A 20,971-nucleotide genomic window follows, 5' to 3' on the forward strand; every position below is an offset into this window, starting at 1 on the left:
TCGCATTAAGACTAAACAGTCAACGCTTCTGCGCCCGTTTCAGCATGCTACACTCCGGGTATCAGGCGGGTATGGCTTTCCATACTGCCGCTGCATCCCGCGTCCTACCACTTTGCGCGGGCACCTGAGGAGGGATGCGTGCGCAGGATGAATGGAGCCAGGTCACCCGCCGCGACGCGTCCCTGCCGGGCCGCCCCGCATGGTTGACGCCCCGCTGCCGGAACTTTCGGTCGTCGTGCCCCTGCACAACGAGGAAGACAATGTCGCCCCGCTGTACGAGGCGGTGATCGCGGCGCTGGAGCCGGCCGGCATCCGGTTCGAACTCGTCCTGGTCGATGACGGCAGCCGCGACCGGACGCATGAGCGTGCGGCCGCGCTGGCGGCGGCGGACCGGCGCGTCTGCGTCATCAAGTTCCGCCGCAATTTCGGCCAGACCGCCGCCATGGCAACCGGCATCCGCCATTCACGCGGAGAGGTCGTCGCCACCATGGATGGCGACCTGCAGAACGACCCGGCGGATATCGTGGAAATGCTGGCGCTGCTGCGTCAGGGCAACGACCTCGTGGTCGGCTGGCGGCACAAGCGGCAGGACGCGACGCTGCGCGTGCTGCCGTCCAAGGTCGCCAACTGGATGATCCGCCGCGTGATGCGAACGCAGGTGAAGGACACCGGCTGTTCCCTGAAGCTGTACCGCGGCGACCTGATCCGCAACGTGCCGCTGTATGCCGACATGCACCGCTTCATCCCGGCGCTGGCGAGCCTCGCCGGGGCGCGGCTGGCGCAGATGCGGGTGCGGCATCATCCGCGCAAGTTCGGCGAATCGAAATACGGCTACTCGCGCATCATCGCCGTGTTCCTCGACCTGATCTCGATCCGCTTCCTGCTCGGCTTCACGCGGCGGCCCTATGCCTGGGTGCTGGCCGCGGCGGCGCCGGCGATGCTGCTCAGCCTGTGGGCCATGGGTTTCGGCGTCTGGACCGGGTCGATCTCGCAGTGGGGCTATGTCGTGTCCCTCGGCGTGGCGCTGCTGCTGCTTTCGCTGTCGGTCTTCATCGTGACCTGGGGCCTGCTCGGGCTTCTCATCGCGCAGACCGGCGGCCTCAACCTGCAGATCTTCGCAACCATCGCGGCGCGCCTCGGCGACGCCAAGCCGGGGCGCAACGCATGACGCACGCATCCTTCCATTTCGCCGATGTCCTGGCACGACCCCTGTCGCAGGATCGCCAGCCTTCGCTCGCCGTGGTGATCCCGGTCACGGACCGCTTCGATGATCCGGCGGAGGTGTTCCAGGCCTACCGCGCCGGGCTGGCACCGGTCGCACCGGATGCCGAGTTCATCTACATCCTCGACGGCCCGCGACCGGAAGTGAGCACGCCGCTGGAGGCGCTGCGCGATGGCGGCGCACCGATCCGCATCATCACCCTGCCGCGCCCGTTCGGCGAAGCCTCCGCGCTCAGCGTCGGCTTCCAGAACAGCACCAGCCCGCTGATCCTGACCCTGCCGCCCTACTACCAGGTGGAACCCGAAACGCTGCCCGCGATGTTCGACCAGCTGGAGAAGGCGGATCTTGTCGTCGCATCGCGCGATCGCTCGGCCGACCTGCTGCTGAACCGCATCCAGGGCCGGCTGTTCCGCGACCTGGCGCGGTTTTCCGGCGCACGGTTCAGCGACCTCGGCTGCAGCGTCCGCCTGATCCGCGCCAATGTCGCCCGCGCCATCAACATGTATGGCGAACAGCACCGCTTCCTGCCGGTGCTGGCGGAAAGCCGCGGCTACCGCGTCGCGCAGATCACGCTGCAGCAGCACGACAACGACCGTCGCATGCGCACGCGGCGCCCGTCCACCTTCATCGAGCGGCTGCTCGACCTCGGGACGATGTACTTCCTGCTGCGCTTCACGCTGAAGCCGTTCCGCTTCTTCGGCTCGCTCGGCCTCGCCATCGCGGCGCTTGGCGTGCTGGTGGGGCTTGCGCTGAGCTTTCAGAAGCTGGCCTACGACCTGCCGCTGGCCGACCGCCCGGCGCTGATTCTCGCCGTGCTCCTCGTCGTGCTTGGCGTGCAGGTGACTGCGGTCGGCCTGATTGGCGAGATCGTGGTCTTCACCCGCGCAAAAAGCAGCGACGACCTGCTGATCGAGGCGATGATCCGTTCGGAAGCCGAGCCGGCCGCAACGGAATCCGGCGTCGGGGCCGAGCGGCGTCTGGACCAGAGAGCCGACAATGCCGCCTGACGCCGAGGCCTACGATGCGGTGATCGCCGGCGGCGGCATCCAGGGCCTGACCCTGGCGACCGAGGCCGCGATGCGCGGGTTGCGTGTGCTGCTGCTGGAAGCCGGCGCCTTCGGCGGCGGCAGCACCGCGGCCAGCTACGGCATCGTGCATGGCGGCTTTCGCTACTGGCAGGACCTTGACATGGTGCGGCTGCTGCGATCGCGGATCGAGCAGGCCTGGTATCTGCGCAACTTCGCCGGCCTGGTGCGACCGCTGCGCTGCGTGCTGCCCTTCTATGGCAGCGATCGCGCCAAGCCGAAGCTGTTCGCCATCGCCGCGATGATGGACCGCCTCGGCAGCACCATGGCCGGCCATGCGGCGCCCGACCTGCCGGCGCCGCGCCTGCTCGGCCGCGCCGAACTGCTCGACCTCGCGCCATGGCTGGCCGCGCAGCCAGTGCGTGGCGCCGGCTGCTGGCATGATGTCGAGATCGTCGATCCCCCTGCGCTCGTCGATGCGATGGTTGCCCGCGCGCGCCATGCAGGCGCCACCTGCCTGTCGGGCATCGTCGTGCAGGGTGTCCGGCAGGGCGAGAACGGCCGCATCGAGGCTGTGCTGGCGCTGGACACAGCCAGCGGCGAACCCCGCGCATTCCCTACGCCGGTGATGGTGAACTGCGCCGGTGCCGGCCTTGCCGAACTCGCGCGTGCCGCGCATCCGCAAGGTCCTGCCTTCTTCACCCCGCTGCCGGCGTGGAACCTGCACCTGACGCATGACAAGCCCCTGTCCGCCGCCTTCGCCATCGGCACGGGCAAGCGCCTATTCGTCCGCCCGTCGGCGCAGGGCCTGCATGCCGGCACCTTCTACGGCGCCCAGGACATTCCGGCCGCGCTCGCCGCACTGGACGCCGCGGCACCCGGGCTTGTGCTTGCACGCGCGCGGGTCCAGTGTGTCAGCCAGGGCGTGGTGCCGGAGGCTGCGCGGAAGCTGGAGCCGGCGCATCGCGACATCATCCTCGACCACGGCCGCCAGGGCGGCCCGCGCGGGTTGTTCAGCGTCTCCGGAGTCAAGCTGACGACGGCACGCTGGCTTTCCCGCAAGGTCATCGCCCGTATCTGGCCAGGCGGGCAGACGCGGCCGGCGCAACCCTCCAGCTACCTCGCCGACGCGCCCGCATGAACACCGTGCAGACGCCGGTGGATTGGCATGTCCACGCGCATCAGGCCGGCGACATGGCGGCCGTCCTCGACTCCGCCGCCGCTGCGTTCGTGCGGGTGAACAGGGCGCCGGTCGGCGTGCTGATGCTGGCGGAGATGCCGGGGCAGGAGGTCTTTGCGGAACTCGCCGAGGGATCTACGGCGGGCTGGGCGATGCAGACAACGGAGGAGGCGGCCTCGCTGGTCGCGGTACGTGGCGATGCAAGGATCGTCATCGTTGCCGGCCACCAGGTGTTGACGGCGGAGCGGCTGGAAATCCTCGCCTATGGCACGCGCCAGCGGCCGAGCGAGGGCATGCCCGCCGCGACGATGCTGCGTGACCTCGCGCAGCAGGATGTGCTCGCCGTGCTGCCCTGGGGCGTCGGCAAATGGCTCGGGCATCGCGGCACCGTGGTCGACGGCCTGGTCAAGGATCTGCCGCCGCAGGCGCTGGCGCTCGGCGACAATGCAGCGCGACCCGGGCTGTGGCCGACGCCTGCCGCGTTTCAGGAGGCCGCCCGCCGCGGCATTGCCGTGCTGCCGGGCACGGACACGCTGCCCGGGGCACCGCCCGCCGCGGGCCAGTTCGGCAGCCTGGTGCCCGGTGCCATCAGCCTCAAGCGCCCGATCGAGGCGCTGCGCCGCGCCGTTGCACGTCCCGCCGAGCTGGTGCGATACGGCACGCTCGCAGGCCCAGCCACCTTCCTGCGCGACCAGGCCATGCTGCGCCTCCGGCGGTTCACGCGACGGAGGGCCTGAGAGCATGAAGATCCTCCTCCTCGCGCCGCAGCCCTTCTTCGTGGACCGCGGCACGCCTATCGCGGTGCGCGCGGTGGCGGAGACGCTCGCTTCCGCCGGCCATGCCGTCGATCTCGTCACCTTCCCGGGCGGCCGCGATGTGGCGATGCCTGGCGTACAGCATGTCCGCAGCGCCCGGCCGCCGCTGGTGCGGGATGTTCCGGTCGGGCTGTCATGGCAAAAGATGCTGTGCGGCCTGTCGCTGTTCGCCACGGCCTTCCGGCTGCTGCGGCGCGAACGTCACGACTGCATCCATGCGGTCGAGGACAGCGTCTTCCTCGCCCTGTTGCTGCGGCTGATCTTCCGCACGAAGCTGGTCTACGACATGGACTCCATCATGTCGGACCAGATCATCGAGAAGTGGCCGCGGATGCGCCCGCTCGGCCGGCTCATGCGCGGGCTTGAGCGCGTGGCGATGCGTGGCAGCGACCAGGTCCTTTGCGTCTGCCTGGCGCTGGCCCAGCGCGTCGCGGAGGATGCGCCAGAGACGCCGAGCCGCGTGTTACACGACTTTCCCCTGTGGGACGACAACGCCGTGGCGCCGCGCATCCGCGATGCGTCGCATGGACGGCTCGTTGCGCTTTATGTCGGCAACCTGCAGCACTACCAGGGTGTCGACCTGCTGCTGCGCGCGGCGAGGATGCTGCCAGCCGACAGCGCCATCGATATCGTCGTGGTCGGCGGCCTGCCTGAGGATGCCCGACGTACCGGCGGCGTCCGCATACGCTTTCTTGGCCCGATGCCCTTGGACAACCTGCCCGGGCTGCTGGTGCAGGCCGACATCCTCGTCTCGCCGCGGCTGCACGGCGTGAACACGCCGATGAAGGTGTATTCCTACATGATGGCGTCGCGCCCCATCCTCGCCACCGCCATCCTGTCGCACACACAGGTGCTGGACGAGAGTTGCGCACTGCTGGTCCAACCCGACGCGGAGGCGCTGGCCGCCGGCCTGATGACGTTGGAGCGCGACCCGGCACTGCGCCGCCGCCTCGGCGATGCCGCGCGCGAGCGCGTCGAGACGCGCTACAGCCGGGCGCGGTTCGCGGAGATCCTGCTCGCCGCCTATGACGACCTGGAGCCTGCGTCCGATGCCAGGCTGCATGCGGTGCGGAGCGTCGCATGAGCGAGCATACCGCTGCCATGCGATGGCACCGCCGCCCGCTGGCGACGCTGGGCAGCCTCGCCGCGCGCTTTTCTGGCGTGCGCGCCTCCGCAATCTATGGGCTCTCGGGCGGTGCCTTCGCGGCGGGCAACCTGCTGCTGGCGCGCAGCATGGAGGTTGCGGAGTTCGGCCGCTTCGCGCTGGCCATTGCGCTGTTCAACATCTTCGCGGTCGTCGCGCCGATCGGGCTCGACCAGGTTATGCTGCGCCATCGCATCGCGCTGCGCCCGGGCCTGCTGGCGTTGCTGGTCGCAGTCGCGGCCGGCTTCGGCGCCGCCGTCGGCATCGCGCTGGTGCTGCTGGCCGGCTTTGGCACTCTGGAAGCCATGATGGTCGCGCTTGCCATCCTCGGCGGCGGGCTGATCTTCGTGATCGGCGCGCGCCTGCGCGCGGCGCTGCGGGAGCTTGAGGCGCTGGCGGCTGCGACGGCGGCCAGTTGGCTGCTGTTGGGAATCGGTATGCTCGGCCTGGTGGTGCCGATGCCGGATGCATTGCTGCCGCTGGCGCTGTTCGCAGGCGGCAACCTCGCATGCGCCGGGCTCGGCTTCGCAGCGCTGGCACGACCGGGCCGCACCGCGCCGGGCGAGCCGGTACGGATTCCCTGGCGCGAGGCGACGTCGCTGCTCAGCATCGTTGCCATCGGCGCCATCACCATCCAGCTCGAGCGCCTGCTGGTTCCCGTCGCGCTGACGCTGTCGGACCTCGCGCTGTTCAGCGTGCTGGCCTCGGTTGCGCTGTTTCCGTTCCGAATGGCCTCGGCCGGCGCCGGCTTCGGGCTGGTCCCGAAGCTGCGCATCACGCAGGACCGCGCGACGCGGCTGAGGCTGGTGCGGGATGAATTGCTGTCGGTCGGTGCGTTGCTGGCCGCCGCCACGCTCGGCGTCGTCGTCGCGGCGCCTTTTGTCGCGCATGTGCTGACGGCAGGGCGCTACGAGATTGGGCTTGGCCTGGTGCTGGCGGCCTGTTTCAACGGCGGCGCCAAGGTTCTGCAGGCGCTGCCGCGCGCCATCCTGATCGGCTGCGGCACCGAGCGTGACATGGCGCTGCTCAGCCGCTGGGGCTGGCTTGGCATGATGGCAGGCGTGGCCTGTGCCTTCGTCTTTGCGCCATGGGGCCTGGTGGGCGTGATCTGCGGCATCGGCCTGGGTTCCCTGGCCGGCAGCCTGCCGGCGGCCTGGCTCGCAGCAAGCCGCTTGAAAGGGTGAGGACCGGCATGGACAGCATCGCAAACATCATCGAACCGGGCTTCGCCGAGATCCGTGCTGAACTGCGGGCCCAGGATCAGACCCAGTTTGACGGCGCCTTCTGTCGCGGCGTCCACCGCCGGCTTCGCGCGCTGCGTCACGCACCAGACCTGCGGATCGGCCTGCTCGGCAACGTGACGCTGGACCTGTTGCCACCCTTCGTCACCACGCACTGCGCGCGCGATGGCTTCCTGGTGCGCACCCATGTCGGCGGCATCGGGCAGGAGATGCAGGCGCTCGCCTCGCCGCAGCTGCAGGATTTCGCGCCGGATATGCTGGTCCTGATCCTGTCGCTGCGGCTGCTGCGGCCGGATGCGATGTCGGGCTTCACTACGCTGTCCGAAGACCAGCGCCGCGCGCTGCGCGACGAGGTGCTGGACCATGTCGAGCAATGGACGACGCTGGCGGCGCAACGCACCCGCGCGACGCTCGTCGTGGCCAACTTTCCCGCACCCGCGCTGCCGGCCCTGGGCATCGCCGACGGCAAGGCCGACTATGGCGAGGCGGAGTTCCACCTGGACCTCAACCTGCAACTGCTGCGTCGCCTGCGTGGCCACGCGCGGGTCCAGGTGCTCGACATCGACCGCATCGCCGCAGGCGTCGGCCACGCGCGCGCCTTCGATCCGCGCCTGTTCCACCTGGCCAAGATGGACTGGTCGCCGGCAATGATGGCAGCCGTCGGCGAAGCTCTCGCGCGCCACGCCGTCGCCGCCCGCGGCGCCGCGCGCAAATGCCTCGTGCTGGACCTCGACAATACGCTGTGGGGTGGCGTGGTCGGCGAGGAAGGGCCGCAAGGCGTACTGGTCGGTCCGGGCGACGCCACCAGCGAGGCCTTCGCGGCATTCCAGCAGCGCATCCGCGAGCTGAAGCAGCGCGGCATCCTGCTGGCGCTGTGCAGCAAGAACAACCCGGCGGATGTGGAGGAGGTGTTCGCGCTGCGTCCGGAGATGCCGCTGCGGCGCGAGGATTTCTCCGCGGCCGCCATTGGCTGGAACGCGAAGCATGAGGGCTTGCGTGCGATCGCGCAGGAACTCAACATCGGCGTGGATGCGCTGGTGTTCATCGACGACAATCCCGCCGAGGTCACGCTGGTGCGGGAGCTGCTGCCGGAGGTCGAGGCGGTGCTGCTGCCGGAGGATCCCTCCCGCTTCGTCGCCACTCTGGACGCGCTGCACAGCTTCGAGAAGGCGGTCGTGCTGCCGGACGATATCGGCAAGGCCGAACAATATGTTCAGGCAGCGGCCCGCACCCGGCTATCCGCGACGGCGGCCAGCTTCGAGGATTATCTCGCGGGGCTGGAAACGCGGGTGATCCTGCGCGGCGCATGCGCCGCGGATTTGCCGCGCATCGCGCAGCTTTGCGCGAAGACCAACCAGTTCAACGTCTCCGGCAAGCGCCATGCGCTGGGCGAGCTCGAGACGATGCTGGTGTCCGAGGCGCACGAGGTCATCTGCGTCTCCGTCGCCGATCGCTTCGGCGATCTCGGCCTGGTGGGGATCGCCGTGCTGCGGGAAGCCGATGCGGCGCTGCATGTCGACACGCTGCTGATGAGCTGTCGCGCGCTCGGCCGTGGTGTCGAGACGGCGCTGATGAACGCCATCAAGGCGCGGCTGCTGGCGCGGCCCGATGCGTTGCAACTCGTCGCGCCTTTCGTACCGACGGCCAAGAACCACCCGGCTGCCGGATATTTCGCGGGACAGGGCCTGGTGGCGGACGATGTCGCAGCCTCCGCCACCATCATCTACCGGCTGCCGCGCGGCGATGCACGGCCCGTGCCTTGCGACTGGCTCCAGATCCTCGGGGATGAAGCATGAGTGTGATCGAACGCCTGAAGCTGCTGGTCAGCGACGTGCTTGAGATTGACCCTGCCGAGGTGGATGCGGCCGCGGGACGCGAGGGCCTCGCCGCATGGGACTCGCTGGCACATCTGCGCATCATCGGTGCGGTGGAGGAGGAGTTCGGCGTCCGCTTCACCATGCAGGAGATCGGCGAAATCGCTTCGCTCGGCGACATCGAACGCTCCATCGTGAGGCACGCCGCATGACTGCCGCCGTATCACTCGGGCGAACGGTGCAGTCGCGCATGCCCGGCGCGCTGCGCCACACGCTGCACCACATGCTGCGCTCAGGCGCCCTGGTCAGCCCGCGTGCGGAGATCGAGGCCGGGGAGGCACTTCAGCTCGGCCGCAAGACCAACATCAGCGCCTTCACGCTGATCAGCACGGCCCGGGGGCCGATCATGATCGGCGAGCGCACCGATGTCGGCACCGGCTGTTGCATCCTTGGTCATCCCGGCGGCATCCGGATCGGCGATGACTGCCTGATCAGCCCCAACGTCGTCATCGGCGGCGCGCTGCATGCGGCGCTGGAGATGGCACCCGGCGACGGCGCGCCAACGCGGATCGGCAACAATGTCTGGATCGGCTCCGGCGCCGTGGTGCTGCCGGGCGCCGAGATCGCCGATGGCGTCATCATCTCGCCGAATTCCGTGGTGTCCGGCAGCGTTGGTCCCAACGCCATCGTGCAGGGCAATCCGGGCAAGGTCATCTTCACCAGGCGCTAAGGTGTAGCGCGGTCGGTCACAAACCCCAGGATTCGAAGTATGGCCGCCCTTGTAGCGAACGCCGTGCCTGAAGCCGATCTCGCGGCACCGCCCAATGAGACGGCGACTTTCGCATTGGCGCCACGACGCGCACCGCCGGCGGATCGGCGGGAGATGCCGGATGTCGAGACCTCCTCCGAGCGCTATACGTTGCGCTTTCGCGGCGCCAGCGGGGCCTATCTGCTTTCGGTGCAGGAGGCAGGCATCATCAAGCTGCTGGACAACGGTGCGGTGCTGCCGGGGCGCATGGTGCTCGATGTCGGCGGCGGGCATATGCAGCTGGCGGGGCCGCTGGCGCGGCGGGGTGCCAAGGTCACGGTGTTCGGCAGCGATCCGGCCTGCGGCCGGCGTTGGAGCAGGAGCGCATTGGCCGGCCAGGTCCAGTTCCTGGCGGGAAGCCTGCTTGCGATGCCGATGGCGGACCAGCAATTCGAGGTTGTGGTCTGCATCCGCCTGTTGTCGCATATGGAGGATTGGCGCGCGCTGGTCGCCGAGCTTTGCCGCGTGGCGCGTCACAGCATCGTCATCGACTATCCAACTCTTGCGAGTCTCAATGCGCTTTCGCTATTCGCGTTTCCGCTGAAGCGGGCGATCGAGACGAATACGCGCACCTATCGGAGCTTCCGTGACCGGGAGGTCGAGGAGGCGTTCGCGCAGTACGGCTTCCTGCCTGTGGCCAGCTACCGGCAGTTCGTTCTGCCCATGGCGGCGCATCGGCTGCTGGGGCGCGTCGGGCTGCTGCGCTGGGTCGAGGCGGGCCTGCGCGCCATCGGGGTGACGCGGCGCATCGGCAATCCTGTACTTCTCAGGCTGGATCGGGTGAGAACATGAACGACAGACCCTCCATCGCCGTCACCGGCGTATCCGGCTTCACAGGCGGCGCGCTGGCAAAGCAGTTGATCGCCGAAGGCTTCGGCGTGCGTGGCCTGACGCGATCGCCGATTCCGGCGCTGCCGCCCGGCAACGAGGTGGTGCAGGGCGATATGCGCAACCGGGACTCGCTGGTCGAACTGGTCCAGGGCGTCGACACGGTTTTCCATATCGCCGCGATGTTCCGCACCGAGGGCGGGCAGGAAGAATTCCAGGCGGTCAACCGCGACGGCACGCGCATGCTGCTGGAGGCCGCGGAGGCCGCCGGCGTCAGGCGCTTCATCTATTGTTCCAGCATCGGCGTGCATGGCCACGTGTCGCAGATGCCGGCCGATGAGAACGCACCCTTCAACCCGCGCGACTTCTACCAGGACAGCAAGCTGGCGGCGGAGGAAGTGTGCCGGGAGAAGATGCGCGACTCCGCCATGGAGATCGTGATCGTCCGCCCCTGCGGCATCTACGGCCCGGGCGACACGCGGCTGCTGAAGATGTTCCGCATGCTGAACCGCGGCACCTTCCTGTTCGTCGGCGACGGCAAGCCGAACTTCCACCCGGCGTACATCGAGGATCTGGTGCAGGGCTTCATCCTGGCGATGAAGGTGCCGGAAGCCGCCGGCGAGACCTTCATCATCGGCAATGACTACCTGCCGTTGCGCGATTTCGTCGCCACCGCCGCACGCACCATCGATGTGGCACCGCCGAGCCGTCGCATCCCCTACGGCCTGATGCACAGTGCCGCGCGGGTCTGCGAGGCGGTGTGCCTGCCGCTTGGGGTGCAGCCGCCGCTGCATCGCCGGCGCCTGACCTTCTTCAAGCACAACCGTGCCTTCACGACGAAGAAGGCGCAGAACATGCTGGGGTTCCGGGCCGCGGTGGACCTGGACGAGGGCTTCCGCCGCACCGTGGCATGGTATCGGAAGACCGGGCTGCTGCCGGCGGCGCGGAACTGACATGCGCATCGGCATCTTCGCCCGGCGCTTCCTGCCGGGCTGGCTGGTTGCGCGCCACTACCGCCGCCGCTTCCAGGCGCAGGTCAGCCCGCGCGCGGAGGTGGATCTTTCGCCGCTGCTGCGGCTGGCGCCGGGCGTGCGCGTTGCGCCCTTCACCAAGATCAAGGCCGCCTACGGCCCGGTCTCGGTCGGCGAGGGAACGGAGATCGGGGCGCATTGCACGATCGCGGGCTATGTTGATGGCATCGAGATCGGGCGCGACTGCCAGATTGGCCCGCGCGTCACCATCATCGGGGTGAACTACCGCTACGACCGGATCGACATGGGATTTCGCGAACAGGGCCTGATGTCGAAGGGCGTGACGCGCATCGGGCGCGGCGTCCGCATCGGTGCGGGTGCCGCCATCCTGGATGGCGCCGACATCGGCGATGGGGCCGTCATTCCCGCCCGTGCCGTGGTCTCAGGCCGCGTCCGCGGGGCGGACTCCGGCCGCGTCAGCGCGGTGGCTTGAAGCCTATTCGCCTCGGGCTGCCGGCAGCGGCAGCAGGGCGAACCAGAATCGCAGCGTGGCGTCCTCCGCACGGCCCTGGCGGTAGGCGCCGCTGTCGCGCAGCGCGCGCAGTCGCCGCAGCGGGGACGCGCCGTGAGCCTCCTCCAGGGCCCACAGCGTCCGCCGCGCTTCCGGCGTCAGCCGCGCTCCGTACTGCTTCAGGGCATCGAGGTGGTTGGACATCGCCTGCAGGAAAGGGCGCGGACCGCGCGCCGCGGCCGCAGCGGCGCGTCGCCACAGGCTGCGCTGTGCGCCGACGAGATTGGTGCCATGCTGGCGATACAGGATGTTCGGTTCCGTATCGAATACCACCCGCCCGCCGACGCCGGACACCACCAGGTAGCACCACCAGTCATGCAGCGCGCCAGCCGGCGGTGGCATGTCCAGCAGCAGCCGGCGTGCGGCGCGGTTGAGCACGATGGTGCAGCCGGTGGCCACATTCTGCACCACGGCGTTCTGGAAGCCGAGCAGGCGGGTCGGCAGCGGGCTCAGCCCGATGGGCAGCAGGGCCTTGTCGACCAGCGTCTGTCGCCCACAGGCCATGGCCGGTATGTCCAGCGGGAGCTGGGCCAACTGGTCGCAGGCGCGACGCAGCTTGTCGGGCAGCCAGACATCGTCCTGGTCGGCGAAGGCGGCGAACTCGGTGTCATCGGGAACGGACGCCAGCAGCCGCAGGAAGCTGGCGCCGACGCCCAGGTGTTCGGGCGGGCCAAGCGAGGCGGGGGCGATGCGGGCGCCATGGTCCATGATGAAGCGGCCCATGCTGTGGGAGGGCCGCGCTGGCGCGTCATCCCGCCACAGGATGCGCCAGTCCACGCCACGCTGCTGCGCGATGCTGCCGAGTTGGGCCGGCAGGAACTGGTCGCCGAGGTAGACGGACAGCAGCACGGCGACACGCGGCAGATCCTGCGGCAGGGACACAGCCGGGACAGGTCTCACGGAAATGCCACGCCATGCGGAGCAAACGGGCGCAGCTCTGGCATTGCCACTTTTGCTCCTGCACCAGGCGCCGATCACGTCTTCGTGTAGCCAATCCTCTACCAGCCATGGCCCGCGGGTGTCCAGCATTTCACCCCCGCAAGGTGGTCACGGGCTCCGCTTCTGCATGGTGAGGCGCAGGTCGCGGCGCACCACATCCTCCTCCTCGGGGGCGATCGCGCGCACCGCGCTGCGCCATCGCGCGACGTCACGGACACGCGAGGGATTGCTGCGCAGCAATTCGCGTTTCAGGAACGGAAAGCCGTTGTCGAGCAGCTTTTCCCAGAGGTTCGCGGTCGGGTTCATGGCCTCGCGGTTCTTGGCAGCGTCCAGGATGTACTGATCTGCCGCGGCCCGAACCTCGTCGACGTCATCGAACAGGCGACGCGCGCCGCAGTCCTGGCGGACCTGGTCAATCAGGTCGACATAGGGCCAAAGCGCCGCACAGGCGATGCCGGCCCGCAGCATGGCCTGGGTCAACCCGATCTCGTAGGAGACGACGACGTGCTCCTTGGACCGGGAGGGCAGCACCCGGGTCCAGAAGGTGGACCACGCCCGGCTGCGAAAGGCTTCCGGACGGAAGGACAGGAAATAGGATTGCAGGTGGTAGCGCCGCTGCCAGCTATCGGTCAGCCCGCAGACCGGCTCCGGCGCGGCTTCGATGCGACGCAGGACCTGCCCGAGTGGCCGAAAGGGGCCGTAGACGCTGTCATTCACCAGGATGATCTGCGTGGTTTCCGGCCGGGGCAGGCTGCAGGCCACCAGCGCGTCCCGCCAGGCGCCGAAATCGTAGCCGACGTTGCGCCGCAGGATGATGGTGGCGAAGACCGAATTCGCCCAGTCGGTGTCCTCGGGTGCTAGCTTTCCCGCATTGGAGGTCAGGACGAGCGAGAGGCCCTCCGCCCGCAAGGCTTCGGCGTAGCGCCGCGTGTGCTCCTGAACCCGTCCGCGGCCGTCCCAGTGGCAGAACAGCACCACCCGCGGGCCGAGCGGCGTGGTGCCCTCAGTCACACTGCGAATGGCAGGTCGCCATTTCTCTCCATGGGCGACAGTCCTGGCGACGGTCAGCCTTGCCAGGAGCAGGGCCGATCGGCATGCGTCCAAGGCCTCGCGCAGCAGACGGCCCTGAAGGCTCATGGCCTGGCACCGGAATTGACTGCAAACCCGGCGGGCGCGGGCGGAAGGGCGGGGTTGGCACGCAGGGCCGGAAGCACGTCGCGGAGGAAGGCCTGCATCTCCGCATCCGAACCGAGTCGCTCCAGCGCCAGGTGCTCCAGGGTCGCCGCCGGCCAGGCGAGGCCGGCCGACCGCGCCCCAGGCTGCGCCAGTACCCGTCGCAGCAGGCTCTCCCGGGCCAGCCGGGCCAGCCGCAGCGCGGCGGCGGCATCGCCCGGCGGATGGTTCAGCGCCCGGACCGCACCGGTGAAGAGGCAGTCGATCTCGTCATCCAGCATGATGACGCCAGCCCCCGCGCGGTCCTCGGCCGCCGTGACCACGTCCTGGAATTCGGCCGCTTCATCCAGCCTGCCGGCATTGACCAGCGTGACGAAGCACCGCCGGCGCAGCAGGGCCATCCGTTCCTGCGACGCCGCCGCGCCGCCAGGTGGCCGGGCGAGACTGTCGAGCCGGCCCGGCGGGGCCACGGTTCCCGCTTCGGCCGCGGCGACGATCTGTTCCGACTTGGCGACCCAGGCGATGTCCTCCGCATCGCCGTCATCCGTGCCGATGCGGGCGAGCGCCGCGCGCAGCCGCTCGCATGCCGCTGCGGCCCGGCCAAGCAGGTCCTGCACCTGCGCGGCAGGGACGCCCCGCAGGCGTTGATGCATGGCCTGGGCATGCAGCAGCGGGCCGAGCGACAGAGGCTGCTCGCGCGCGAGCACGTCCAGCGACACCGGGGCACCGACCGGCAGGGATTCCGGTGGCTGTCCGAAGCGCCCCGTCACCTCCGCGCCGACCATCGGCCCCAGGCGATCCGCCGCGGCGAGGTCGCCGGTCGCGACGCAGGCCCGGTAGGCACGCACCAGCAGGCCGAGGCGAAGGTCGCTGCCCTGGGGCGCGGCGGCCGCGGCGGATTCCAGATATCCGCGGTAGGTCATGTGGTCGGCCTCGTCCGGCTGCCGCCAGGGCCTGCCGGCATCGCTGGCATGCGCCAGCAGGGAGGGCCCGCGATCCTCGACCTCGACATGGCTGAAGCCGGCGGCCTGCAGCGCGCGCGTCAGGCTGGCAGCCGTGTGGATGATGGTATGGAAGCCAACCGACAGCAGCGGCACCAGGATGCCCGGCGTCGTCTCGGGCGTGATGGCGCCGGCATTCGGCGTGGTCAGCACAAGCACGCCGCCTGGCCGCAACGCGGACCGCAGCAGGCGCAGGATCTCCACCGGGTGGAACAGGTGCTCGATCACCTCGGAGCACGCCACCGCGTCATAGGCCGCGATCTCGCCCTGCTGGGCCGTGAAGTAGCGGTTCGCGATGGGCAGGTCGAGTTGTGCCGCGCCGGCGGCCGCGATCGGGGAGGGGTCGAAGCCCTGGACCTCCCACCCCCGCGCGCGGCGCGCGACATCCAGGCCGAACCCGAATCCACACCCGATCTCGAGCATGCGACGCGGGCCGGGCAGGTCCAGCAGCAGGACGTTGGAGGCAATGCTCCAGATGCCGGCGCCCTGCTGCAGGTAGAAGGCCAGGGCCTCCGGCCCGCCCGCGGGTTGGTCGCCGTAGTCCGGATGCGGCATCGGGTCATAATGGGTTGCGGTACAGGCGGAACAGCGCAGCAGGCGCATGCCGTCATGGCTGCCGCCGCGTACGGAGAGGACGATGTGGTGGGGGCCTGCCGTGTCGCAGGACGGACAGGTGGCTTCACCGGCGGCACCACCGGTCCAACTGAGTTCCAAAAGAAAACCCCCTCACTGGCTGTGGTCGATTCGGCTGGCCGGGGTGAGGTTCAGTCACGCGGCTGCAGGCGTGGCATAATTCTATTTCCCGGTCTCGCGCGCAACCACGGGCCGGATTGCGTGGGTAGAAAGTCATCCGGACAATTCGCGCCCAGGGTATGCCCTGCACGCCGGCCGCCGGGCGGCACTCTTAATCTGGAGAAGTTGTGTTTTTTGATGGAAAATCGGACCCGATCGTGTTGACTCCACCCGTGCGCTTCGCACTTAAAGCTAAATCTGATGCTCCTGGAGAAAATCGGGATGACGAGGCAGAACCTGCTGGTCGGCGCGGGCGTGTTGGTGCTGCTGGTCATCGTCGCGGGCGCTGTTCTGGTCAGCCTGCGTCCGCCTGAGCCAGGAACCGCAGCGGCCTTTCGCGCCCTGTCCGCATCGTCTGGCGCCACGATCCCGCACGCCGTTGCAATGCCCGCCCGGCGTGCCGCCGCCGACACCTGCACGGGCTATAACCTGGAACTGGAGGAAGGTGCCGGCATTCAGATCCGCATCGGCAACCAAGCCGAAGCGCAGCGGTTGATGGCGATGCGCCAGGATTGCCGTGCCGCCGATACGGGCATCGTCCGGTCCGCCCGCTGACCCGACGGCCGGGCGGGTTGGGAACACCAGCCGCAATCGGACAGGGCTCGCTTGAACGGTTGTCGGCCGCGCGCGTTGAGGCCGGCATGGACCCGAACCTGTCAGACCCGCCCCCGCCCGAGTTGCCTGGCCTGCCGCCGGTGAACCCACCGAGCCCGGAGCGGGAACTGCCGCCGCCGAGCCCCGACACCATGCCGAACCCGCCGGAAACCCCGCCGGCGCCGACCCCCGGGCCCGACCTGCCGCAACCCGGACAATATCCGGAGGTGCCGAGCATCAGCCCGCCCGGCCCGCAGATGCCGCAGCCGATCGCCTGAAGCGTGATCGCCGAAGGCTGGAACGGCCGGAGGCGTGAATCACGCGGAAAAATAATCTAGAGATTCGCCCCGCGTAGTGCCGCGATCACGGCCTCCGTCGTCTGGTCGGTGGTCGCGCCTCCGCCGAGGTCCGGCGTCAGCGCCTCCCCCTTCGCGGTGACGCTGGCGACCGCGGCCATCAGCCGCTGGGCTGCCGTCGCTTCGCCCAGGTGCTCCAGCATCATCGCCCCGGTCCAGAACGACCCGAGCGGGTTGGCGACACCCTTGCCCACGATGTCGAAGGCCGAGCCGTGGATCGGCTCGAACATCGACGGGTTTTTGCGCGACGGATCGAGGTTGGCGGTCGCGCCAATCCCCAGCGACCCGGCGCAGGCGGAGGCGAGGTCGGACAGGATGTCGGCGTGCAGGTTGGTCGCCAGCACCGTGTCCACGCTACCCGGCTTCACCACCATGCGCGCGGCCATCGCGTCGACCAGCATCTTGTCGACCTCGAGCTCCGGATACTGCGCGGTCACGCCGGCGCAGACCTCGTCCCACAGCACCAGCCCGTGCCGCTGCGCGTTGGACTTCGTCACCACCGTCAGCTTCTTGCGCGGCCGCGTCATCGCCAGGTCGCAGGCGAAGCGGGCGATGCGCTCGACGCCGGCACGCGTGAACACCGCGACATCCATGCCGACTTCCAGCGGCAGCCCGCGATGCGCGCGGCCGCCGACGCCGGCGTATTCGCCTTCCGAATTCTCCCGCACGATCACCCAGTCGATGGCGCGGCCCAACTCGTCCTTCAGCGGGCCGACAATGCCTGGCAGCAGCTTCGTCGGGCGGACATTGGCGTATTGGTCGAAGCCCTGGCAGATCGCCAGCCGCAGCTCCCACAGCGTGATGTGGTCCGGGATCTCCTTGTCGCCGACGGCGCCGAAGAATATGGCATCGAAGGGGGCGAGCTGCGCCAGGCCGTCCTCCGGCATCATCCTGCCGGTGCGGCGATAATGGTCGCTGCCCCAGTCGAAGTTTCGGACGTCGAAGCCGAAGCCACCATCGACTTCCGCTGTCGCCTCCAGCACGCGAAGGCCCGCGGCCACCACCTCCGGGCCAATGCCGTCGCCGCCGATGGCCGCGATCCTGTGCCTGCGCATCTGCCGTCCCCCGCTATCGTGTCTCGCCGTCCCGGGGCGTGATGCCATAGGGCGCCAGCAGCGACCAGACATGCGCCGGGACCATGTTCTTGACGCGGGAAGGCAGGCTGCGGCGCAGGTGCAGCACGGTCTCCACCGCCTTCATCTCCACCCGCGCACGGCCGAATTCCAGCCCGCGCGGCCCGATGCGCGGCATCAGCCAGCCGACAATGCCGCGCAGGAAATTGGGCATCCGCCGCAAGGGCAGGCCGCCCGCGGCGCGCTCGGTGTTCGCCAGGAAGCCCTTCACCGGCCCGGCGCGCTTGCCGGCGCTGCCGGGGGCGCTGGTCACCACCTCCTCGCCCAGCAGCTGCAGCAGTTCCTCGCCGCGGGCATTGCGCACCAGCAGCCACTGGTCGCCCTCGCCGGCCATGTAGCCCACGGTGATGTCGGCGAGCACGTTGGTGTAGTCGACGCAGGTGCGGCAGGTGAGGGGGAAGAAATCGCCCGGCAACTGGCTGATCGGCAGTTGCAGGAATGGGATCTCCCGCACCCGGCCATCCGCGAAGCGCAGCTCGACATGATAGTCGGCGCGGAACTCCAGGTAGGTGATGGTCTCCGGCTGCTCCGACAGCAGCGCCAGGAACTGGTGAAAATTCTCGGTGGTGGTGTTGTCGGAACAGGGCGTGCCGATGACGTACAGCCGCTCGAACCCCAGCTCCGCCTCCAGCGCCCGCAGCGCATAGACCTGGCAGGGAATGCCGATGATCGCCAGGCGCCGGTGGCCCGCGGCGCGCGCCGGCTCCAGCAGCGCCAGCAGCGGCGCGTAGCCCATGCGCATGCCGCGGCAGCCCGCCATGTCCTCGGCCCGCGTCACCAGCACCGGGACCGGGCGCCAGGAATCCGTGGCGTCGGGAGCCATGGTCAGCACGGCATCCACCGCGCCGGTTTCCAGCAGCCGCTCGGCCAGCCGTGTCGTGATGCCGGTCCATTGCGCGCCGGGGCGCGGCGCGGCGAGGCGGGCGCGCAGCATCTGCCGGAACGGGCCGAAATGCAGCTCGTCCGGCCGCGCCGGGTCGCGGGCGCGGCCATGCACCTGCGCCTCCAGCCGCGGGTAGTCCGGCTGGATGAACTGGCAGGCCCGACCGCAGGCCTTGGCATCCGCCATGCGGGAGACGCCGCAATCCGTGCACAGCCCGCGCGGCGCCGCCGGGGGCAGCGCCGGCGCCGTGATCACCTCAGACGCCTTCGCAGCCGAGCTTCTTCAGCGTGGCATCGACCCAGGCGCGGTCGATGGTGCCGGCCTCGATTTCGGCCATCTGCTTCGTCTCGGCCGCGTGCTTCGCCTCGGTCGCCTTGCACACTGTCTCGGCATCGGCATAGGCGATGGAGACGAAGCCATCCTCGTCGCCCAGGATCATGTCGCCCGGCTCGATCACCAGCCCGCCCATGGAGATCGCCACGTTGATCTCGCCCGGACCGTCCTTGTAGGGCCCGCGATGGGTCACACCGGCGGCAAACACCGGGAAGGGCTGCCTGGCCAGCGCGCCGCTGTCGCGGATGGCGCCGTTGATGACGATGCCGCCGAGCTTCCGGCGCACCATCTGCGCCAGCATCAACTCCCCGATGATGGCGTTGGTCAGGTCGCCGCCCGCATCCACCACCACCACGTCGCCGGGGGCGGCGATGTCGATCGCCTTGTGCACCATCAAATTGTCGCCCGGCCGGGTCCGCACGGTGAAGGCCGGCCCGGCCATGACGGCGCCGGAATGCATCGGCCGCAGCGTCGGGCCGGCGGCGAAGATGCGCGACATGCTGTCGGAGACGTTGGCCACCGGCAGCTTGCGGAAACGCTCGACCAGTTCGGGCGAGACGGCGCGGGTGCGGGGCAGGATGCGGAAGCCGACGGGCATGGACGCTTACTCCGGAAGGTCTTTCCCCTCGCCTACAGGCCTCGGGAGGCCGCGGCAATACGGGCATGGAAACCGGGCCGCCCGCCCCCCATCTCCCGCCCGCAACTGAGAAAGGGTCCCAGGCATGGCCAGCATTTCCCGCAGCGGCTCGGCGCATTGGCAGGGCGGCGGCAAGGACGGCACCGGCAGCGTCTCCACGCAGTCCGGCGTGCTCAAGGAGGCCCCCTACGGCTTCAACGCCCGCTTCGGCGACGGCCCAGGCACCAATCCGGAGGAGCTGATCGCCGCCGCCCATGCCGGCTGCTTCACCATGGCGCTGGCCTTCCAGCTCGCCGGCGCGAAGCTGACGGCGGAGCGCATGGACACCTCGGCCAAGGTCGGGATGGACCAGATCGAGGGCGGCTGGAAGATCGCCCGCGTGGCCCTGACCCTGAAGGCCAAGGTCCCCGGCTGCGACGAGGCGACCTTCCGCAAGCTGGCCGAGACGGCGAAGGCGAACTGCCCGGTCTCCAAGGTGCTGAACGCCGAGATCACGCTCGACGCGACGCTGGAGGCCTGAACCTCAGACGATGGGCGTCAGCAAGGGGCGCCCATCGATCTGCGCCTCCAGATTCTCCCGCATCAGGCGGCCCATGTCGCGGCGCGTCTCCACCGTGCCGCTGGCTGCGTGCGGCTGCAGCACGAGGTTGGGCAGGCGCAGGAACTCCGGGTCGATCTCCGGCTCGTTCAGGAACACGTCGAGGCCCGCGGCGGCGATGCGGCCACTGCGCAACCCCTCCAGCAGCGCCGCCTCGTCCACCACGGTGCCGCGGGAGACGTTGACGAAGATCACGCCCGGATTGAGCGCCTCGATCGCCGCGCGGTCCACCAGGCCGCGCGTCGCGGCACCGCCGGCCGCCGAGACGCACAGGATGTCCACATGCGGCGCCAGCGCCGCCGGGGTCGGGTAGTGGGTGTAGGGCAGGGCGGGCTGCGGCGTGCGGCCGCTGTAGGACACCGGCATGCCGAACGCCGCCGCCCGCCTGGCGATGGCCCGGCCGATTCGCCCCATCCCCACGATGCCGATCCGCTTGCCCCAGACCCGCGTGGTCAGCGGCATCGGCCCCTTCGCCACCCAGGAGCCGTCCCGCACCCAGGCATCACCCAGCTTCACCTGCCGCGCCGTGGCCAGCAGCAGCAGCAGGGCCATGTCGGCCACTTCCTCGGTCAGCACGTCCGGCGTGTTGGTCACGCGGATGCCGCGGGCGCGCGCCGCCTCCAGGTCGATGGCATCCACGCCGACGCCGTAGCAGGCGATGATCTTCGTGAGCGGCAGGGCATCCATCATGGCCGCGTCGGCGCCGATCTCGCCCTTGGTTGAGATCGCGACGATGCTGCCGGCGTGTTCGGCCAGCATTGCCGGCTTGTCCGCCGCCCGCCAATAGTGGTGCAGGGTGAAGCGCTGGGACAACTCGGCAAAATCCCAATCGGGCAATTCGCCCACCACCAGCAGCCCCGGCTTGTCCATCTCCGCGTTTCCCCGCAGTTTCGCGCCCGCATGAAGGGCAGGA

Annotated in this window: 22 protein-coding genes; 15 read left to right on the forward strand and 7 right to left on the reverse strand. The window is 69.5% G+C overall.

All coding sequences use genetic code 11. The features are described 5' to 3' along the window. Positions 1 to 199 precede the first annotated feature (199 nt). From ACFHPP_RS21270 to ACFHPP_RS21325, 12 genes are read left to right on the forward strand one after another with little or no spacing between them, the layout of a single operon-like run. Positions 200 to 1,168 (forward strand): glycosyltransferase family 2 protein, encoded by a 969-nt coding sequence (locus ACFHPP_RS21270; protein ID WP_437165244.1) that lies wholly within the window; start codon positions 200 to 202, stop codon positions 1,166 to 1,168. Continuing rightward, entirely contained in the window at positions 1,165 to 2,229 is a 1,065-nt protein-coding gene (locus ACFHPP_RS21275) for a glycosyltransferase (protein ID WP_437165245.1), read from the forward strand. The genes ACFHPP_RS21270 and ACFHPP_RS21275 overlap by 4 nt, the downstream gene beginning before the upstream one ends. Continuing rightward, positions 2,219 to 3,388: an FAD-dependent oxidoreductase gene (locus ACFHPP_RS21280; protein ID WP_437165246.1), complete on the forward strand. Its 1,170-nt coding sequence runs from the start codon at positions 2,219 to 2,221 to the stop codon at positions 3,386 to 3,388. The genes ACFHPP_RS21275 and ACFHPP_RS21280 overlap by 11 nt, the downstream gene beginning before the upstream one ends. Beyond that, on the forward strand, positions 3,385 to 4,164 hold the full coding sequence (locus ACFHPP_RS21285; protein WP_437165247.1) for a hypothetical protein: 780 nt from the start codon (positions 3,385 to 3,387) through the stop codon (positions 4,162 to 4,164). Before ACFHPP_RS21280 ends, ACFHPP_RS21285 begins: the two co-directional genes overlap by 4 nt. 4 nt (positions 4,165 to 4,168) lie before the next feature. Next, positions 4,169 to 5,326, forward strand: coding sequence for a glycosyltransferase family 4 protein (locus ACFHPP_RS21290; RefSeq protein ID WP_437165248.1), 1,158 nt, complete (start codon positions 4,169 to 4,171; stop codon positions 5,324 to 5,326). Continuing rightward, a complete protein-coding gene (locus ACFHPP_RS21295) occupies positions 5,323 to 6,570 on the forward strand; it encodes a hypothetical protein (protein WP_437165249.1) in 1,248 nt (415 codons plus the stop codon). Before ACFHPP_RS21290 ends, ACFHPP_RS21295 begins: the two co-directional genes overlap by 4 nt. An 8-nt stretch (positions 6,571 to 6,578) precedes the next feature. Next, positions 6,579 to 8,423 (forward strand): HAD-IIIC family phosphatase, encoded by a 1,845-nt coding sequence (locus tag ACFHPP_RS21300; RefSeq protein ID WP_437165250.1) that lies wholly within the window; start codon positions 6,579 to 6,581, stop codon positions 8,421 to 8,423. Between the two features lie 2 nt (positions 8,424 to 8,425). Next, on the forward strand, positions 8,426 to 8,653 hold the full coding sequence (locus ACFHPP_RS21305; RefSeq protein ID WP_437165251.1) for an acyl carrier protein: 228 nt from the start codon (positions 8,426 to 8,428) through the stop codon (positions 8,651 to 8,653). Then, the gene (locus ACFHPP_RS21310; RefSeq protein ID WP_437165252.1) at positions 8,650 to 9,171 is read left to right on the forward strand and encodes an acyltransferase; all 522 of its coding nucleotides are present in this window, start codon (positions 8,650 to 8,652) and stop codon (positions 9,169 to 9,171) included. Before ACFHPP_RS21305 ends, ACFHPP_RS21310 begins: the two co-directional genes overlap by 4 nt. 39 nt (positions 9,172 to 9,210) lie before the next feature. After that, positions 9,211 to 10,041 carry a class I SAM-dependent methyltransferase gene (locus ACFHPP_RS21315; RefSeq protein ID WP_437165253.1) on the forward strand — a complete coding sequence of 277 codons (831 nt, stop codon included), beginning with the start codon at positions 9,211 to 9,213 and terminating at the stop codon, positions 10,039 to 10,041. After that, a complete protein-coding gene (locus ACFHPP_RS21320; protein ID WP_437165254.1) occupies positions 10,038 to 11,030 on the forward strand; it encodes an NAD-dependent epimerase/dehydratase family protein in 993 nt (330 codons plus the stop codon). The genes ACFHPP_RS21315 and ACFHPP_RS21320 overlap by 4 nt, the downstream gene beginning before the upstream one ends. Before the next feature lies 1 nt (position 11,031). Then, the gene (locus ACFHPP_RS21325) at positions 11,032 to 11,541 is read left to right on the forward strand and encodes an acyltransferase (RefSeq protein WP_437165255.1); all 510 of its coding nucleotides are present in this window, start codon (positions 11,032 to 11,034) and stop codon (positions 11,539 to 11,541) included. Positions 11,542 to 11,544: 3 nt separating this feature from the next. Here ACFHPP_RS21325 and ACFHPP_RS21330 read toward each other — a convergent pair whose 3' ends face one another. From ACFHPP_RS21330 to ACFHPP_RS21340, 3 genes are all read right to left on the reverse strand, one after another. Continuing rightward, positions 11,545 to 12,501: a glycosyltransferase gene (locus ACFHPP_RS21330; protein WP_437165256.1), complete on the reverse strand. Its 957-nt coding sequence runs from the start codon at positions 12,499 to 12,501 to the stop codon at positions 11,545 to 11,547. A 165-nt stretch (positions 12,502 to 12,666) separates the two neighbouring features. After that, the gene (locus ACFHPP_RS21335) at positions 12,667 to 13,569 is read right to left on the reverse strand and encodes a rhamnan synthesis F family protein (RefSeq protein WP_437165257.1); all 903 of its coding nucleotides are present in this window, start codon (positions 13,567 to 13,569) and stop codon (positions 12,667 to 12,669) included. Between the two features lie 122 nt (positions 13,570 to 13,691). Next, entirely contained in the window at positions 13,692 to 15,335 is a 1,644-nt protein-coding gene (locus ACFHPP_RS21340; protein ID WP_437165258.1) for a class I SAM-dependent methyltransferase, read from the reverse strand. 390 nt (positions 15,336 to 15,725) lie between these two features. On the opposite strand from ACFHPP_RS21340, the gene ACFHPP_RS21345 reads away from it, so the two are divergent. Continuing rightward, a complete protein-coding gene (locus ACFHPP_RS21345) occupies positions 15,726 to 16,079 on the forward strand; it encodes a hypothetical protein (RefSeq protein ID WP_437165259.1) in 354 nt (117 codons plus the stop codon). Positions 16,080 to 16,165: 86 nt separating this feature from the next. Next, a complete protein-coding gene (locus ACFHPP_RS21350) occupies positions 16,166 to 16,396 on the forward strand; it encodes a hypothetical protein (protein ID WP_437165260.1) in 231 nt (76 codons plus the stop codon). Positions 16,397 to 16,452: 56 nt separating this feature from the next. On the opposite strand, the gene ACFHPP_RS21355 is transcribed toward ACFHPP_RS21350, so the two are convergent. From ACFHPP_RS21355 to ACFHPP_RS21365, 3 genes are read right to left on the reverse strand one after another with little or no spacing between them, the layout of a single operon-like run. Beyond that, positions 16,453 to 17,529 (reverse strand): tartrate dehydrogenase, encoded by a 1,077-nt coding sequence (locus tag ACFHPP_RS21355; protein ID WP_437165261.1) that lies wholly within the window; start codon positions 17,527 to 17,529, stop codon positions 16,453 to 16,455. A gap of 13 nt (positions 17,530 to 17,542) precedes the next feature. Then, positions 17,543 to 18,745 carry a Coenzyme F420 hydrogenase/dehydrogenase, beta subunit C-terminal domain gene (locus ACFHPP_RS21360; protein ID WP_437165262.1) on the reverse strand — a complete coding sequence of 401 codons (1,203 nt, stop codon included), beginning with the start codon at positions 18,743 to 18,745 and terminating at the stop codon, positions 17,543 to 17,545. A 1-nt stretch (position 18,746) separates the two neighbouring features. Further along, a complete protein-coding gene (locus ACFHPP_RS21365; RefSeq protein ID WP_437165263.1) occupies positions 18,747 to 19,421 on the reverse strand; it encodes an RraA family protein in 675 nt (224 codons plus the stop codon). 124 nt (positions 19,422 to 19,545) lie between these two features. Between ACFHPP_RS21365 and ACFHPP_RS21370 the strand changes: the two genes are divergently transcribed. Continuing rightward, positions 19,546 to 19,980, forward strand: a complete 435-nt coding sequence (locus ACFHPP_RS21370; RefSeq protein ID WP_437165264.1) for an OsmC family protein — start codon at positions 19,546 to 19,548, stop codon at positions 19,978 to 19,980. A gap of 3 nt (positions 19,981 to 19,983) precedes the next feature. On the opposite strand, the gene ACFHPP_RS21375 is transcribed toward ACFHPP_RS21370, so the two are convergent. Further along, the gene (locus ACFHPP_RS21375; protein ID WP_437165265.1) at positions 19,984 to 20,928 is read right to left on the reverse strand and encodes a 2-hydroxyacid dehydrogenase; all 945 of its coding nucleotides are present in this window, start codon (positions 20,926 to 20,928) and stop codon (positions 19,984 to 19,986) included. Positions 20,929 to 20,971: the final 43 nt, after the last annotated feature.

The organism is Falsiroseomonas sp. E2-1-a20 (assembly GCF_051433195.1).
In the GTDB taxonomy this organism is placed as follows: Bacteria; Pseudomonadota; Alphaproteobacteria; order Acetobacterales; family Acetobacteraceae; genus Falsiroseomonas.